Source organism: Cytobacillus firmus, assembly GCF_023612095.1.
In the GTDB taxonomy this organism is placed as follows: domain Bacteria; phylum Bacillota; class Bacilli; order Bacillales; family Cytobacillaceae; genus Cytobacillus.
The window spans coordinates 665,705-682,531 of record NZ_CP086235.1 but is presented as its reverse complement, the minus strand read 5'-3'; the positions used below and the strand labels follow the sequence as shown (position 1 = coordinate 682,531).

The 16,827-nt window shown below is 42.4% G+C and carries 16 protein-coding genes and 2 riboswitches; of the genes, 3 read left to right on the top strand and 13 right to left on the bottom strand.

Going from position 1 to position 16,827, the window contains the following annotated elements; genetic code table 11:
• Positions 1–13: 13 nt before the first annotated feature.
• Both LLY41_RS03375 and LLY41_RS03370 read right to left on the bottom strand, forming a co-directional pair.
• Entirely contained in the window at positions 14–664 is a 651-nt protein-coding gene (locus LLY41_RS03375; RefSeq protein ID WP_035329251.1) for a methionine ABC transporter permease, read from the bottom strand.
• A complete protein-coding gene (locus LLY41_RS03370) occupies positions 654–1,685 on the bottom strand; it encodes a methionine ABC transporter ATP-binding protein (protein ID WP_304586960.1) in 1,032 nt (343 codons plus the stop codon). The genes LLY41_RS03375 and LLY41_RS03370 overlap by 11 nt, the downstream gene beginning before the upstream one ends.
• Positions 1,686–1,843: 158 nt before the next feature.
• A riboswitch (SAM riboswitch) is annotated at positions 1,844–1,945 on the bottom strand.
• Between the two features lie 100 nt (positions 1,946–2,045).
• A riboswitch (SAM riboswitch) is annotated at positions 2,046–2,145 on the bottom strand.
• Between the two features lie 181 nt (positions 2,146–2,326).
• Here LLY41_RS03370 and LLY41_RS03365 point away from each other — a divergent pair.
• Complete coding sequence (locus LLY41_RS03365) at positions 2,327–3,742, top strand: PAS domain-containing sensor histidine kinase (RefSeq protein ID WP_304586959.1); 1,416 nt, start codon at positions 2,327–2,329, stop codon at positions 3,740–3,742.
• A 30-nt stretch (positions 3,743–3,772) separates the two neighbouring features.
• Here the strand turns inward: LLY41_RS03365 and LLY41_RS03360 are convergent, their stop codons facing one another.
• Entirely contained in the window at positions 3,773–4,528 is a 756-nt protein-coding gene (locus LLY41_RS03360) for an NRDE family protein (RefSeq protein ID WP_304586958.1), read from the bottom strand.
• 83 nt (positions 4,529–4,611) lie between these two features.
• Complete coding sequence (locus tag LLY41_RS03355; protein ID WP_304586957.1) at positions 4,612–5,715, bottom strand: AI-2E family transporter; 1,104 nt, start codon at positions 5,713–5,715, stop codon at positions 4,612–4,614.
• A 244-nt stretch (positions 5,716–5,959) separates the two neighbouring features.
• Between LLY41_RS03355 and LLY41_RS03350 the strand changes: the two genes are divergently transcribed.
• Entirely contained in the window at positions 5,960–6,130 is a 171-nt protein-coding gene (locus tag LLY41_RS03350; protein WP_179288967.1) for a hypothetical protein, read from the top strand.
• 444 nt (positions 6,131–6,574) lie between these two features.
• Here LLY41_RS03350 and LLY41_RS03345 read toward each other — a convergent pair whose 3' ends face one another.
• The 7 genes from LLY41_RS03345 to LLY41_RS03315 form a co-directional block, all read right to left on the bottom strand.
• Entirely contained in the window at positions 6,575–7,768 is a 1,194-nt protein-coding gene (locus LLY41_RS03345; RefSeq protein WP_304586956.1) for a PDZ domain-containing protein, read from the bottom strand.
• Positions 7,769–7,947: 179 nt separating this feature from the next.
• A complete protein-coding gene (locus LLY41_RS03340) occupies positions 7,948–9,399 on the bottom strand; it encodes a S41 family peptidase (RefSeq protein ID WP_095243465.1) in 1,452 nt (483 codons plus the stop codon).
• A gap of 258 nt (positions 9,400–9,657) precedes the next feature.
• Positions 9,658–11,010: a murein hydrolase activator EnvC family protein gene (locus LLY41_RS03335; RefSeq protein WP_304586955.1), complete on the bottom strand. Its 1,353-nt coding sequence runs from the start codon at positions 11,008–11,010 to the stop codon at positions 9,658–9,660.
• Between the two features lie 157 nt (positions 11,011–11,167).
• Positions 11,168–12,061, bottom strand: coding sequence for a permease-like cell division protein FtsX (ftsX, locus tag LLY41_RS03330; RefSeq protein WP_095243463.1), 894 nt, complete (start codon positions 12,059–12,061; stop codon positions 11,168–11,170).
• Positions 12,051–12,737, bottom strand: a complete 687-nt coding sequence (gene ftsE / locus LLY41_RS03325; protein WP_048009813.1) for a cell division ATP-binding protein FtsE — start codon at positions 12,735–12,737, stop codon at positions 12,051–12,053. The genes ftsX and ftsE overlap by 11 nt, the downstream gene beginning before the upstream one ends.
• 389 nt (positions 12,738–13,126) lie before the next feature.
• Positions 13,127–13,480 (bottom strand): cytochrome c551, encoded by a 354-nt coding sequence (cccB, locus tag LLY41_RS03320; RefSeq protein WP_048009814.1) that lies wholly within the window; start codon positions 13,478–13,480, stop codon positions 13,127–13,129.
• Between the two features lie 52 nt (positions 13,481–13,532).
• Entirely contained in the window at positions 13,533–14,399 is an 867-nt protein-coding gene (locus LLY41_RS03315) for a YitT family protein (RefSeq protein ID WP_304586954.1), read from the bottom strand.
• Between the two features lie 282 nt (positions 14,400–14,681).
• On the opposite strand from LLY41_RS03315, the gene LLY41_RS03310 reads away from it, so the two are divergent.
• On the top strand, positions 14,682–15,137 hold the full coding sequence (locus LLY41_RS03310) for a hypothetical protein (protein ID WP_304586953.1): 456 nt from the start codon (positions 14,682–14,684) through the stop codon (positions 15,135–15,137).
• 167 nt (positions 15,138–15,304) lie between these two features.
• On the opposite strand, the gene LLY41_RS03305 is transcribed toward LLY41_RS03310, so the two are convergent.
• Together LLY41_RS03305 and larE are read right to left on the bottom strand one after the other, a co-directional pair.
• Positions 15,305–15,928, bottom strand: a complete 624-nt coding sequence (locus LLY41_RS03305) for a HoxN/HupN/NixA family nickel/cobalt transporter (protein ID WP_304586952.1) — start codon at positions 15,926–15,928, stop codon at positions 15,305–15,307.
• Between the two features lie 60 nt (positions 15,929–15,988).
• Entirely contained in the window at positions 15,989–16,813 is an 825-nt protein-coding gene (gene larE, locus LLY41_RS03300) for an ATP-dependent sacrificial sulfur transferase LarE (RefSeq protein WP_095243459.1), read from the bottom strand.
• Positions 16,814–16,827 lie beyond the last annotated feature (14 nt).

Sequence of the window (16,827 nt, the reverse complement as noted above, 5' to 3'; positions counted from 1 at the left end):
GTTTCCTCCTAAGTTATCTTCTTCTGATTTTTTTGGATAAAATATTTCCGAATGACTGCAGGCCTTGAACCATGACCACTAAAATTGCAACGGTAATCAGCATGACGGTTGTATCGAATCGCTGATAGCCATATGTAATGGCAAGGTCACCTAGGCCTCCGCCTCCGACTGCCCCGGCCATGGCAGATGCTCCGACCAGACCGATTGTCGCAATGGTAAAGCCCAATACCAGCGAACTGAGTGCTTCCGGAATCAGGAACTTTAAAATGATCTGTCCCGGTGTCGCTCCCATTGCTTCTGCCGCTTCAATGACTCCCGGATCAACCTCAAGCAATGAATTTTCTATTAATCTCGCAATGTATGGTCCTGCATAAAAGACGAGCGGCACTACGGCTGCAGCAGTTCCAATCGATGTTCCGACAATCATTCTGGTGATTGGGATGATGGCTACCATTAAAATGATGAAGGGGACTGATCTGAAAATATTAATAATGCTGTTTATGATGTTAAAAACAACGGTGTTTTCCAGCAGATGCCCTTTTCTTGTCACAACAAGCAATATGCCAAGCGGCAGTCCGATAAGAGCTGAAAACAGCAATGAGAATGCCACCATTTGGACCGTTTCGATTAAGGCTTCGATGATTTTTTCCTGGTTAACTAGCACGTGATGTCACTTCCTTTATTGAAACTTTTTCCTGGCTGATGTACTGAATAGCACGTCTGATTTCACTGTCCGGACCCTGAAATTCGACAATCAGGTTGCCAAATGGTGTTCCCTGCAGTTCAGTAATATTTCCAAACAGGACGTTGAAGTCGATATTAAACTTTTTGGCAACCTGAGAAAGCAACGGCTGCCCGGCAGAATTTCCGACAAAGTTGATTCTGAATACCTTTTGAAGCCCCTGCTGTTTTTCAATTACTTGCTTAATGGAGTCAGGTATTTGATCATTCATAACCGTGCTGACAAAGTTTTTCGCTGTTGGAGTTTTGGGTGAGGAAAAGACATTGAAGACGGTTCCTTCTTCAATAATTTTTCCTGCCTCGATGACAGCGACACGATCACAGATCTCCCTGATAACAGACATTTCATGGGTAATGATCAGAATGGTAATGTTGTATTCTTTATTTATTTTTTTCAGCAGCTGCAGGATCGAGCTGGTGGTCTGCGGATCCAGAGCTGACGTTGCTTCATCACATAATAGAATGGAAGGCTGGGTCGCCAGTGCCCTTGCAATCCCGATTCGCTGCTTTTGCCCGCCTGATAGCTGATCAGGATAGCTGTTCGCCTTATCGGCAAGCCCTACAAAATCTAATAGTTCATGGACACGCTTTTTTATTTCATCCTTAGGGATCTTAGCCAGTGTAAGCGGCATCGCCACATTGGCAAACACGGTTTTCGAGTTTAGAAGGTTAAAGTGCTGAAAGACCATCCCGATGTTTCTTTTCACTTCACGAATTTCTTTTACAGATAAAGCCGTCAAATCATGCCCGTTGACAATGACCTTCCCTGAAGTCGGCTTCTCCAGCCAATTGACACAGCGGATCAAAGAGCTCTTTCCCGCACCACTGAAGCCAATCACTCCGAAAATCTCACCCTTATTAATCTTTAAATCTATTCCATCCAGAGCAGCTACCTGCTGACCTCCGCTTTCATAGACCTTCTTTAAATTTTGAAACTCTATCATGTTGCATCTCTCCTCTGGTGTGACAGGTACCTATACCAATTTGATAAACTGGTATAGGTACCTGTCACCGCTTTTTAAACAACTATTCCTATATGAAAACTAAGAATTATGCCCTGAAATTTACCCCTTCCATCAGAAGAGGTTTTTTAAAAGTCCCCTCCTTATCTTTCAGGCTTTTTGCCTGCTGGATTTGGCACAGTGCGTTCTGCCTGTTGCCGAAGCTTCATTGGGCCAGGTCCCTCTGCTTCTCTTGATAAGAATTATTCATATGTTTATGAATAGAATCTTGATGTATTTTTCCGCATAAAACAAAAACCCTCTTCTAAAGAAAGAAGAGGGCAGCATTTATCAATGGTCCTCTTCTTATCTTTCAAGCAATGCTTGCTGGATTTGGCACGGTACACTTTTGTCCGCTGCCGAGGTGTCATAGGGCCAGTCCCTCAACCTCTCTTGATAAGAAGATTTTTCATATGCGGTTGTAATATGTTTATTACTTTACCATCTTAAAGAAAAAGAAGTCAATACAATTTTTTAAATATTTTCATTTGGATAAAAAAATGATAATTAAATCCTATGTGTCTAAGACCCTGACTCATGTATAATAATGGAAAAGTGCCATTTTTCAAAAAAGGAGGGACAAAATGATTATGTCCGAGAATCCGGCAGATTTACTCGCGGACAAAGTCGAAGCGAGGAATCTGCAGCTGGCCATTCAGCATTCCAGTGACGTGATTGCAAGAGTGACAAAAGAAGGCATTGCTTTATATGTCTCCCCTTCCTGCCTGCCGACACTGGGGTATTCACCGCAGGATTTTTACCGGAGCAGCCTTTACACATACTGCCATCCAAATGACCGGGATCTTCTAAGAGATGCACTGGCCGAGCTCGCACAGCTTCCACATAATCGGGAGACTTTTCGTTTCAGGCATAAGGAAGGACATTATTTGTGGCTGGAAGCCAATTTTTCAGTCATTAATGATGATAAAGAAATGATGTGCATCATTCGGGATATGACTCAGAGAATTATCATGGAAGAGGAAATTCTTGAAACACAGGAGAAGTACCGTTTTCTGGTGGAGTACTCCAAGGATACGATCGGAATGGTGACTCAAAAGGGGATTTGGACCTATATCAATAATGAAGGGAAGAAGCTCTTCGGGTACACGAGCATCAAAGAGATGATCGGCACCTCCCTCCACGACTACATTCCTCCTTCAGAACATTCCACCCTCGATGATTTTCTGCAAACAAAGCTGAGCGTAAATTTTGAGCTTAATCTGATCCGGACTGACGGACAAATAAGAAAAGCCGAAGTCCAGCTGATTCCAACCACTTTCAAGAACAGAAAGGTCTACCAGATCATTATCAAAGATGTAACCGGACAAAAGAAGACAGAAGAAAAGCTGCAGAATGCTGAAAAGCTTTCCGTGGTCGGTCAGCTTGCAGCAGGCATTGCCCATGAGATCCGCAACCCGCTCACAGCCATAAAAGGCTTTACACAGTTATTATACGAAGAACATAAAGACAATTTCGCAGAAGTCATTCTAAATGAGCTGGAACGTATTGAAGGCATCGTCAATGACCTGCTCGTTCTTGCTAAACCTCAAATAACCGAAATAGAAGAAACATGCCTGACAAACGTAGTAAAAAGTGTGATTACTCTATTGAACAGCCAGGCAGTCATGGAAAATATACTGATCGAATTAACTCAGTCGCCCGGAGAATTCTTTGTGAAGTGTGAAAAAGATAAAATTAAACAGGTGCTGATAAACATCATTAAGAACTCAATGGAAGCCATGCCAATGGGCGGAAAAATAAACGTCGATATCCGCCAGGAGAACCACTCTGTCATCATCACTGTCGAGGATGAAGGAATCGGCATACCGGAAGAACGCCTCGCCAAACTGGGAGAGCCGTTTTACAGCACAAAAGAAAAAGGGACAGGTCTTGGCATCATGATCTGCAAAAAAATCATTAAAAACCACGGAGGAAACCTTTACATCGACAGCAGGGAAAATGAAGGCACAACGGTGCAGATTACTTTGCCGTTTGCCTGAAAAAAGAAGCCAGATGCCTGAGCTGGCTTCTTATTTTTTAAAGATAAATTCCTGTTCCTGCGTCTCATCCCCATTATGAACCCTTTCCTTATAAAAAATTTCATCCTCTGACATCAGCAGCACAGTAGAACTCCTGGTTCCGTAGCCATCGCTTTTGATAAATAATGGAGACAGAATCCGTTCCCATTCAAGAGAAACTCCTGTTTTCGGAAGCCTGTCATCCGGGGCAGGGTCTGCATTCCGGAGAAGTGTGAACAGTTCTTCTGTTAAGTTTCCCTCTGCATTATCTAAGAGAGCAGATAAGCCCTCCTTCCCTTTTTTTACCTTCGGCCACTCGGTATCCAGCACATGGTTGCTGACCCCGTACACCCCTGGCTGAAGCTGCTCTATTCGATCCTCCACGTTCGAATAATAAAAGAGCTCATCCAAATTGCCCGCCAGCAGATTGTAGCCCGGATAGCTGATGCGGTGTTCAGATGCCCTGTTCATAAAATCAGCAGGCGAAGCACTGCCCTTCAAAAAATCCGCCACCAAATCTCCTCTCGACATCTTGCCTTCTGTGACTTCATTCGGATCACGGTAATTGGTCAGAGCTGCAAATCTGCCATTTTTAGTGACACCCATCCACGTTCCCATTTTTCTCAAATCGCGTCCGGCGAGAATGTGGGGATGGTCCTCCCAAAAATGTGCAGGCGCAGTCGGACGCTCGTAAAATTCGTCGCGATTGGCTGCAACAATCAGCTTATACTTCGGATGAACTTTGTATGCGAAAAGGATTAGACACATAGGGATCACTGCTTTCGTTTTTTATTAAACTTCACATGCAAATAAAGCAAAAAGCCCCTTTCTGCAAAGGAGCTTCCCTATCTTCACGTAACCGATTCCTCGAGCCGAGCTGCTTTCCTCGCCCTTAAAAACCTTATTGTATTTAAAACAATCGTTTTAGTCACAGCATAGGTAGGAATCGCCAGAATCATGCCAAGAATTCCGGCAAGATTGCCTGCAACCAGCAATAGGATAATGATGGTGGCCGGATGTGTGTTTAAGGTTTTGCCGAGAATCAGCGGCGACAGCACGTTCCCTTCAACCTGCTGGGCAATCACGATGACCACGACAACCAGAAGGGCCTTAGTCGGCGAGTCAAAAAGTGCGACGATTACGGCAGGTGCACCGCCAAGAAATGGTCCGACATAAGGAATGATATTAGTGATGGCCACAATCAGCGCCATAACAAGTGCATAAGGCAGATCAATGATTAAATAACCGATAAATGATAGTGTCCCTACAAACAGCGCCACAGTAATCTGCCCCTGAATGTAAGAAGAAAGGGTTTCGCCTGTTTCTTTAAGGGTTTTAACCCCTTCTTCTCTGTAAGCAACAGGAAGAAACTTCGAAACGGCGGCAGGAAACTTATCACCATCTTTGAACATATAAAACAACAGGAAAGGCACCGTGACAATCGTGATTGCAATATTCGTGATCAGGCTGACAATGCCGGCTACTCCCTGTGTCAAACGGCTTGGGAGCGTATTCGCATAATCCATAATGCGGGCTTCAATTTCTTGTATTGAAATGTAGTCCTGTGCCAAAAACCACTTAAACTCTTCTGTGTTAGACATTGAATTAACAAAGTCTCTTGTCGTTTTCGCATATCCCGGCAGATCATTGAATAATTCAGTAACCTGTCTGCTGATAAGCGGTGCAATGTTGCCAATCACAAGCGTCACTAAACCGATAACAGCTGCATAAATGATTAGAATAGCTGCCGTTCTTGGCACCTTATAGCGCTGCAGCAATCTGACCAGCGGGTTCAATAAGAAATACAGAAATCCCGTTATAATGATTGGAAAAAACAGAGTAGATACAAAGATGCCGACCGGTATAAACAGAAAAGAAATTTTTGTTGATACATAGATGATTGTTAAAATTATCAGTAATTGCAAAGTCCAGTAATGCAGTTTTTTCTTTGCCACATTGTCACCTTTTTCTATGAATAGATTAAATAAAGGATACCATATTCGCTTGTTTACTCCTACGAAGATGCTACTTCTTTTACGAATAGGGATGGAAAAGGTTTCGGAAAAGATGAGAGATTTCTTCTGGACTATCAAATTTCCACAGCAGGGAATATCAATTAAAAAAATAACATTTTTTGGTTTATAACTCCCATAAAACAGGGTATAAAGAACTATATAAATTCCAGGAGTGAACAGACATATGACCACATTAGACATTTTTAAGAAAGAACTCAATCTGCTGACAGTTGAAATGCAGCGCTGTAATAATTCAAGAATAAAAAATCAAATTCTTAGTGATATTCTTCTCATACAGAGTGCAGTTATAGACATTCTCAAAACTGCTGAGCGAGCTATTCATAAAAAAATTTAACAGAGCCCAAAATGAAAAGAGCCGCTCAGCAGCTCTCTATTCTTTGCCATAAATTAATGAAACTTTTTAACACCAGCAATCCTCACCTTCACACACTACAAAATCATGATACCGGAATAATGTGACCGGATGCATTCAACTTTCTGCCTGTTGGGTTGCTGATGATTATAACAATCCTTTCATTCTCCCTTCCAATCTGTTATTCATACCATTGTTTTTTTCTAACGTATATCTGTAGAAACCTGACCTTTTTAATAAGACAAGGCCACCTAATTTGGCAGCCTTATATCAATTAACGTTTGTTTAGCTCAATGTACCTTAAATCAAAATTCGATATAAAAAGGATGAAGTTTTTCGTTTAAACAAAACTCCATTCTTTACCGGAAACTTTCCCCAAGCTTTTGAAATCATTCCGTGTATTTATGTAACAATTTAATTTTTAAATTAAACCGCTTCACTATCCCACTTCTTCTCATCCTGAACAAACAGCAGCCCCAGTTCATGATGGTCACCTTCATAGAGAGCACGCTGAACGAAACGAACCTGCCCGTTCACATCAAAGATCTCAAGCTTGCAATGAGCTCCGTTCTTTTGCAGAGCCTCGTAGAAGCCTTTCTCATCATGGATTTTTACGCCATTGACTTTTGTAACAACCTCTCCCACTCCAAGAGACATTTTATCAGCTGGTGAATCAGGAACTACCCCGAGTACCATGATTCCCTGATTGCGCTTGGAAAAGTAAAACGGCGCCTGATCCTCTGCCATTCTCTGGCGGAGCGAGATAAATTCACGCCCGATGATCGCAAGTGCTGCTGCACCCACGGCAGCAAGCGGATACCAGTAGCCTGCAGCCGAAATCAGCAATAAAAGTATGCCGAACACGCTGATTCTTTGTCCAAGCAGGGCTGTTGCCTCTTTAGGAAGCGTGCCTTGGATTCTCTGATGAAACCCGATTGAAAACGGAACAAGAAGGAGTGAATACGTTTCACCGCCAATTGGCAGCATTGGCCACCACTCAAACGGCAGCTGCAGCGCCTCTCCCGGAATCAATAGAAACACAGGCACCATCCAGATTCTTTTGGACTCGTGTATGCCGATAGTTTGTCCCCTTTTACTCTTTACAAGCCTTGGAGATGTACCTTTCCTACCGTTTCTTATAATCAGGAAGCCTTCTGCAATCACCAAAAGGGCAAGGAGAACAGCGATGGATGGGAAGATGGAAGAGTCAACATCTGATTCCGACTGGGCGAATGACGGCAATGGCCACTTCTGTTCAAAAGCAAACATTGTGGCGAAAAAGGCAAAGCCCAGCGTATAAACTGGCGCCATCCATCTCACTTTTGCCGTTAAGCTCCACAGAAACGTAAGTGCGGCGGTAAACACAATCGTCTCCAACGGCAGGACTATTCCCGCTCCCACCATTACCACGCTTACGGCAAGACCTGCCAGAATCCCCAGCGGAAGAAGCTGCCTCAACTCAAAATAGGCATTTTCTGCACGGACCGAAAAGTCCTTTCGCTCTCGCTTCACACGGGAAATACCTAAAAAGGCTGCCACAAAAAACAGGTAATAAAATACCGGATTCAACAGCAGCTTTCCCGTTCCTTTAAGAAACTCAAAAATCCACTCTTCTATCAAAATTGCCACCAGCCTCTATTTCTAAATTCTCATGAATTATGTAAACAACAGAAAACTCTATTACTCTATATTCTACCAAAAGCACCTTACAAAACCTATTACAATCTCGCTTTAAATAAAAAATAGCAGAAGGAAAAATCCTCCTGCTTCATTCGACAAAATTCGGGTGGTGCCTGTCACTATTTGGCTACATATCTCAAAGCCGTCTGCAGCTGCAGATCGTTCTGCTCTTTTTTCATTTCTTCGATGGCGGCCTGTTCAAGCGCTGCTGCGGTTTTTTTGTCTATTCGGCCGGTTGCTTCAAGCTCTTTTTGCTGCTGAAAGACTTTCACTGCTGCTTCAGTGGAATCATTGAAATAGCCATCTGTCCTGCCCGGAGCATATCCCAGACCCGCCAGAATTCCCTGTGCATTCTTCACCATTTCATTATTCATATCGATTGCCAAAGGCTTCTCCACCTGCAAAGGATGAGTCTGATAGATGTCCGGCTGTTTCACCTCAAGGGTAGGCTTGATTCCTTTGTTATGAATCCAGTTTCCGTCCGGAGTCAGCCATTTAAATAAAGTGAGTTTGATATTACTGCCGTCCCCCATCGGAACAGGCTGCTGAACAGTCCCTTTTCCAAATGATTTCTCACCGATAATGGCATAATCCTCCGCTTCTTTCAGGGCGCCGGCCAGAATCTCCGAGGCAGAGGCACTTCCTTTATCCACAAGAACGGCAATCGGATAGCTTTTTGGATTTTCTAGTGTGGAAAAATATCTCATTTTCTCCCCATTCCGCTTTTCAATCTGCAAATAGGGTTTGTCAGCCGTAACTAATTCCTTCAGGATTTCCTGAACAGAGGTCAGGAGGCCGCCGGGATTTCCGCGCACATCGATAACAAGTCCCTCGATCCCTTCCTGTTCCATTTCACTCAGCTGTTTCGCAAATTCTTTCGATGTATCTTCGGAAAAGGAGGTGATCTCCAGATACCCTACCTCTTTTCCTCTTTCCTTCTTAATTTCTGAGTAAACAGTAATTTGAGGAATCTCATCTCTTTTTACTTTTATCTGGAGAGGCTCCTTCAGACCTTGGCGTGCAACTTCAAGCTCTACTTTCGTACCTTTTTTACCGCGGATTTTCATGGTCGCTTTATATAAATCAAGACCCTTCACACTTTCCCCATCCACTTTTAAGATTTCATCTTTTGGCTTTAACCCCGCTTTTTCAGCCGGTGAATCCTTAAAAGGCGCCACAATAATGATTTTCCCGTCCACCATGCTGACTTCTGCACCGATCCCTTCAAAAGAGGATTCCAATGTATCACTGAATTGTTTTGCCGTTTCTTCATCCATATAAACTGAGTATGGATCTTCGAGGGTTGCAAGCATGCCCTGGATAGCTCCTTCCACAAGCTGCTTTTCCTCTACTTTTTCCACATAGCTATTTAAAATCAGCTGATAGGCTGTTTCCATCTTTTCGACCTTCTCTTGATCAGCTTGTTTTCCGTTTTCCTTGGAATCTATTAATTGATTTGGGGCTCCTGTCTGCGGAGCTTCCTTTGCCAGCCACTGCATGCCTGCATATGTACCGCCAGCCCCTGTCAGCAATGATCCCGTCATCAGCACGGCGATCCACTTTCTGCTCATCGTCATCTCCCTTTCCAGTTTCCTGCGTTTCCTGTATATATTCAGCGTCTGCGGTCTTCCCCGATTTTTAAGTAAATAAAAACAGCCCGCAAAGGGGGCGGGATGTCTTCGCTTATTTCATCCTATGTTAGGTGTGGACGAGTTATGATTTCTTTTGCTTGAGACTTTTTTAAAAACAAACGTCCCATAGGATTAAAGACCCTCTTTTCGGGTAAAAGAAAAGTGGAAGAAGCTAGGCTCCTTCCACTTTCACTATTTTTATAGAGGCACGATGCCAATTGGATTGATTGCATTTGTTTTGCCTGCATTCCAAGAACCTCTGTGAAGTTCGAAGTGCAAATGCTGGCCGTAAGATTGTCCCGTGTTACCCATGATGCCGATTTGCTGGCCTTTAGAAACAGTCTGGCCAGAACCGACAGAACGGCTACTCATGTGGGCATATACAGTAGTATACGTTTGTCCGCCTACAGAGTGGGCAATGAAAATCGCATTTCCATAGCTGCTGGAATAGTATGAACGGATGACAACACCATCAGCTGCCGCCATGATTGGCACTGTACCGCCTGAAGCAATATCTACTCCAAAGTGGTCACCTAATGAACGGTTACCAAAACCGGAAGAAAGTCTTCCTGATGCAGGTCTTGTCCATGCACCGCTAGATACTGAAGGTGCAGATACCTGCGGGCTGTTTGATGTACCGCTGTCAGATGATGAGCTGCTTCCTGCTGATGAAGAACTGCTCTTCTTGGCCGCTTTAGCTGCTTTAGCCGCTTCTGCTGCCGCCTTTTGTTTTGCCAGTTCAGCTTGTCTTGCTGCTTCTGCCTGTCTTTCCTGCTCAAGCTTGATCGCTCTTTGAATTGCCGCTTCCTGCGCTGCAAGAATCTCATTTTCTTCAGACAGTTCAAGCTTGTGGGCATGCATTTCCTCTTCTTTATGCTTTAGGGATGCAAGTAGTTTATCTTTCTCTGCTTTTTGAGCGTTTAAGCTCTTTTTCATGCCTTCAAGCTCGGCACGCATTGTTTCTAAAGAGGCTAGCTCTTCTTTTACCTGATTCTGTTTTTTCTCAAGCTCGTCTTTATCCGCCTGATGCGCTTGTAAAATATCCTGGTCAGCTTCTACGATTGTTGCAACTGCTCCAACGCGTTCAACAAAATCTCCAAAGCTCTGCGCACCCATTAAAACATCAATATAACTCACCATTCCGCCAGTTTCCTGGTAGTTGCGTGCACGGTCTTTTAATAGCTCATTACGCTTTTTGATGCGCTCTACTAATACTTTAATTTCTGCTTCAAGTTTCTCAATTTCCTTTTTAGTATCAGCGATTTCTTGATTCTTTTCTTCAATTTTAGCTAAAGCATCACTAATCGCCTTATCCAGACGCTCAATCTCACTTTGTACAGATTGCTGCTCGCTCTGGTTTTCGCTGATCTTATTATCTGTATCGTTTAATTTCGATTCTACTCCGGAACGCTGTTCGTTAATTTTGTTCTTTTGACTGTTTAAATCGTTTAGTTTATTTGCTGCAGACGCCTTCTCAACAGGCATCCCCACTGTTATGCTGCCAAATCCCAGAACGGCAGCTAATGATAATGTGATGATGGATTTCTTCAATTTCCGATTTCTCCTTTCAATGAACACCATATGTACAGGTTAATCGTTCTATATTTCATCCAAGTCTGAAACGTTTAGCTACTCTGAATCGTCTAATATAATGAAGCTTGAAGGCGCCTGGACAGGTTCCCCCCACCGCAGGGCCTTCTAAGCTGGTTTATACTTTCAGGAACTTTCTGACTGACATCAGGCTTCCCCATACACCAATGAGGGCACCCATCAGGATAAGAAGCCCGGAAATCTGATAGACAAACGGACTAAACTCCAGCAGCTTGACAAAATGTCCTTCAAGCTTTGGCGCTAAGTAATCATAGGCGTAATAGTATGCTGATGAAACAAGCGCAATTGGAATAATGGATCCAAGCAGTCCAAGCCATAAACCTTCAAGGAAGAATGGCCATCTGATGAACGAGTTGGTTGCTCCTACCAATCTCATAATCTCAATTTCGTTTCTTCGTGACATAATCGTAATTTTAATGGTATTGGAAATCAGGAACATGGCAGTAAATAATAAGCCGATAATCAGCACAAGGCCAACATTTCGTCCGGCATTGATAAAGTTGAATAGTTTTTCAACCTGTCCCTGCCCATATTTTACTTTTGCCGCATATTCCATTTTCTCAATCTGCTTTGCAGCTTTCATTGTGTCTGCCGGGTTTTTCGTCTTTACGATAAATACATCGTTCAGCGGATTATCCTGTTCGAACAGTTTGAAGGCTTCGCCTTCTTCACCAAGGCTGTTTATTAAACTATCAAGCTCTTTTTCCTTAGTTGAATATTCAACTGTTTTGACTTCGGGTATTCCTTCGATTTTTTGCCGTAAAACGTCCTGATCCTGCTCATTTGCAGCAACATCGATGTGAACGCGGATTTCCACGTCCTCTTCAATGGTTGTAGCCACCTTGTTGAGATTCATCATAATGACGAAAAATACGCCAACTAAAATGAGGGTTACTGTGACCGCACTTGCCGAAGCAAATGTCATCCAGCCGTTTCGCCCGAGACTTTTAAAACTTTCGCGGAAGTGCCGGCCCAATGTTCTAGCTTTCATAGCCGTAATCACCTCTTTGCTCGTCACGCACAATTCTTCCGCCTTCAATGGCAATAACGCGGTGCTTAATCGTGTTAACAATTTCTTTATTATGAGTTGCCATGACCACAGTCGTTCCTCTCGTGTTGATTTCATCAAAGATGTTCATGATTTCCCATGAGGTATCCGGGTCAAGGTTTCCTGTAGGCTCGTCCGCTATCACGACCTTTGGAGAGTTAACGATTGATCTGGCGATAGAAACACGCTGCTGCTCCCCGCCTGACAGTTCAGTCGGAAGCATTCTTGCCTTATGCTTTAAACCTACAAGGTCCAAAGTTTCCATGACTTGTTTTTTAATATTCTTCGGATGCTCTTCAATAACCTCAAGAGCAAAAGCAACATTCTCATAAACAGTCAAAGTTGGGAGTAGCTTAAAGTCCTGGAAAACAACCCCGATTTTACGGCGCATTAGCGGCACCTTTGCATTCTTCAATGTAGCCAGATTCACTCCGTCAATGGTGATCGTTCCGCTCGAAGGCTTTTCTTCCCGGTACATCATTTTGATAAAAGTGGATTTACCGGCTCCACTCGGTCCTACTACATAAACAAACTCACCTTGCTTAATATGAATATCAATCCCGCTGGCAGCTGTAACGCCATTGGGATATCTCTTATATACGTCTTTCATTTCAATCATGTATATCACCTAGCAATCTAGTGTGTATTAAGAATTAAATAAGCAGACGGCTTTTTTCGCTAAAAAACGACATCCTTTCGACATAGAGGATGACAAAATACTTGTAAATACTGCCTATTTAGCCATCTAAAATTCTCACACAACCCATTATAACATCATAAGTTGTCAAAATAACGGAAAAAATTATTACAGTTTCTTTTCAATCCGAATACTTTTGTTACTTTTTTCCTTATTTTCTTTTATATTCTAGTAAATTATTCTCTTAATCGACTGATTTTTCCTTCTTTTTTCATATTGCATTTACTCGATATTTGTCGCAAATTGTTCAATCTCATTATATATAAGAAAAAAAAACACCCTGCTAATCAGAGTGTTTTTACTTAATCCTCTTATTTCTTGCCTGCCAGCCAAGATGCTACAGCAGAAGCTTCTTCTCCCTGAAGCAATCCTTTTGGCATAGCTCCTTTACCGTTAGCTATCGTGTTTTCAATATCTTCCTGTGATAGGTTTGCACCGATCTTATCAAGTGCAGGCCCTACACCGCCTTCAAGATTTGCACCGTGACAGCTTGAACATTTCTGTTCATAAAGCTTTTGTGCATCGCCAGCGTCAGCCGTATCAGTTGTTGTTTCACCGCCGCCGTTTGTCGAAGTGTCCTTGTCTTCAGCAGCATCGTCTCCGCCGCCGCAGGCTGCAAGAACTAAAGATGTACCCATCAGTAGTGCTAATAGCTTCTTCTTCACCTATAATTCCCCCTCAGGAAAAAATACTAAGTACAGCTATATTATACCAACTCTACGCTCGTTTGAAACCCTCGCCCAACACCTCAGAAGCATCCGTAACTATGATAAATGCAGTAGGATCAATGGTTTGAACCAGTTGTTTCAATTTTGTGAACTCTGTCTGATCCACCACACACATCAGGACCGGACGTTCATGGTCGGTATAACCACCGTATGCTGATAGTTTTGTCACACCACGGTCAATTTTATTCAAAATTCCTTCACGAACTTCACTTTGTTTTTCAGTAATGATTAAAGCCATCTTTGTCCGGCTGAATCCAAGCTGTATGAGATCGATTGTTTTGCTTGTTACATATAAAGCAATCAAGGCATACAGCCCCTGCTCTATGTCAAAAATAATCGCAGCGGACAATACGATCAATCCATCGATTATCGCAACACAAGTACCAAGAGACAAACCTGTATACTTGTTAATAATCTGTGCTGCAAGGTCTGTCCCTCCTGTAGATGCTTTACCCCTGAAAACAATTCCTAAACCAAGGCCGACACCAATTCCGCCAAACAGAGATGCGAGCAGCGGATCGGATGTCCATGGCTCATATTCCTTCGTCAGAAAAACAACAAACGGCAGGAAAATTGTCCCGGCCAGAGTCTTTGCTCCAAATTGTTTTCCAAGCAGCAGCACACCAGCAATAAAAAGCGGTATATTAAATGCCCACTGTACATAAGCAGGCTCCCAGCCAACAACCGCATCCAGGATCGTACTGATCCCGCTTACCCCGCCTGATGCAATCCGATTGGGAAGCAAAAACACATTAAACGCGACCGCTACAATACCTGACCCTATCAAAACGTATAAATACTCCAGCATTCTCTCCGCTTTTGTACTATTAGTATATCCTCTTCTATATTTGCCCATTTCTTCTCCCTCCGGTGTCCCGATCTTTGCACAAGCTGACATTCCATTTTTACCGTCAGTGAGTATAGCATGGAGTTTGTGGACTGTAAATGCCATTGAACTGCCGTATTAAAGGACTATGCTCCGCCTTTTCATTATGTTGCGATAAAAGCGTTCAATTTATCATGCATTATTAATGTGTGAAATGTTTATGAACATTTTGGAAGAATACTCCCAGGCCGCTTTATGATCAGCATGAAATGCAGTGGCATGTGGTATAATGTCGAAAAGGAGGTGAGAAAATTGGAGAAGATTCTTAATGAAATTTTAAGTACATTGAAGGACCATTCAAAGAGATTTGATTCAATAGATAAGAGGTTCGATTCGATTGACCATGAAATCTCTGATGTCAAAAGCAGACTTGGGAATGTTGAGAACAGGCTTGGGAATGTTGAAAGCAGAATGGAGAATGTTGAGAACAGGCTTGGGAATGTTGAAAGCAGAATGGAGAATGTTGAGAACAGGCTTGCGAATGTAGAAAATAGAATTGAAGTACTTTCTGAACAAATCGAAAATAATGCTACTGAATTCAGAAGCCATTTTAAGCATATTGAAACAAAGCTGGATCAGCATGAAGAGACTTTCCATGTAATTTCAGATACATTGATGGGTACAAAAATTGATATAGAACATCTTAGTAAAAAAAGCGGAGTCCACGAAACTGAAATAAACCAGCTCAAAAAGCGCATCCACTCCTAGAGCACTCCCCATTCACCGGCTTGCTCAGTTAAAATCCCATAAAAAATAAGCCTATGCCGGTAATATGCCAGCATAGGCTTTCTTGCATTTATCCTGAGGCAAAATCAATTTTGAGCACAAAAACATAAATAACTCATTACTTGTTAAATACCCTATAACCAAAACTTCTAAAGGAATAAATCACTGCCAACCTCAAAAATATAATAAATCCCATATAGTACACTTGCAACTGAAGAGATCCTTATAAGATTTAAGTGTATTTTCTTTTGAGCATGAGAAGTGATTAAAAAGGGCAACCCAAGAACAGTAGTAAAGAGAAGCATTCCAATAATTGTTCCTGCTCCAAAAATGAGGATAAAAAGAAAAGCTTGCAACTCTGTTTGAGCCTGTGCAGTTGTTAATAGAACTAAAGCTGCACTGCCAGCCAGACCATGAATCCCACCAATGATAAAAGACTTCTTGTGATAATGCTTTGTGTTCGGCCTTTGCTGTTTATTGTCCTTAAAGCCAGTAAAGCCAAGATATATAAGCATTATGCCCACTGCCAATTCAAGAGAAAGAGCAAGAGGGCCAGGAATATGCTGATTAAGCGCTATAACCGTTACCCCAAATAACAGGAGCATTAACGTGTGGCCCAGCCCCCAGAAAACACCTGAGAGCGAAGAGCGAACCAAGCGCTTTGTCTGGCTTGCAATTGTTGAAACCGCGATAATGTGATCGGGCTCTGTTGAATGTTTTATTCCTAATGTGAAACCAAGCAATAATATAGAAAGTAATCCGCTTTCAAGCATCTAAATTCCCCCAGCGGCAAAATTCTGCCTTTCCCTCTCCAATACAGTTAAGTTCCTTCATTATAAAGCTGTTCCTTCCAGCAATTTATTCATACTTCCGCTTTTATATCCAGCCAGGTCCATAGCTGTATATTTAAATCCAATCAATTTTAATTGCTCAGAGATTTCTTTATGATACTTTAAGAGTTCATTCATATCTGACGGATCAACTTCGATTCTTGCAATTTCATTGTGAACTCTGACACGGACCTGCTTAATTCCAAATCCCTTAATAAACTGCTCGGCCTCATCAACTTTTCTCAACTTCTCAATTGTGATTTTTTCACCATATGCTATTCTGGAGGATAAACATGCGAGTGAGGGTTTGTCCCATGTATCAAGTCCCAGCTCCTTGGAACGAATCCTGATATCTTCTTTCGTTATATCAGCCTCGGCCAGAGGGCCTCTTACATTTTTTTCAATAGCAGCCTTTACACCAGGGCGATGTTCTCCTAAATCATCTTTAATGAGACCAAAAGTCAAGTTATGATACCCTTTTTCAATCATAATTGGATACAAATTTTCAAACAGTCCCTTTTTACAGTAATAGCATCTGTTTGAATCATTTTCCGAATATCCGGGAATGGAGAGTTCTGACATCTTAATAATTTGATGTGGGGCATCAATGGCATTGGCGATTCGAATAGTTTCTTCCAGCTCGGAAGGAGGAAAAGATTCCGAGTCGGCTGTAATAGCAAGCACATTTTCTTTACCTAAGGTATCTAAAGCCACCTTTAATAAGTAGGTACTATCTACCCCTCCCGAAAATGCAATAATAATCCGCTCCATCTTTGAAAGTATTTCCTTCAGCTTTTGTTCTTTGACTAAACTATTATGTATATTCATTTGGACACTTCCCC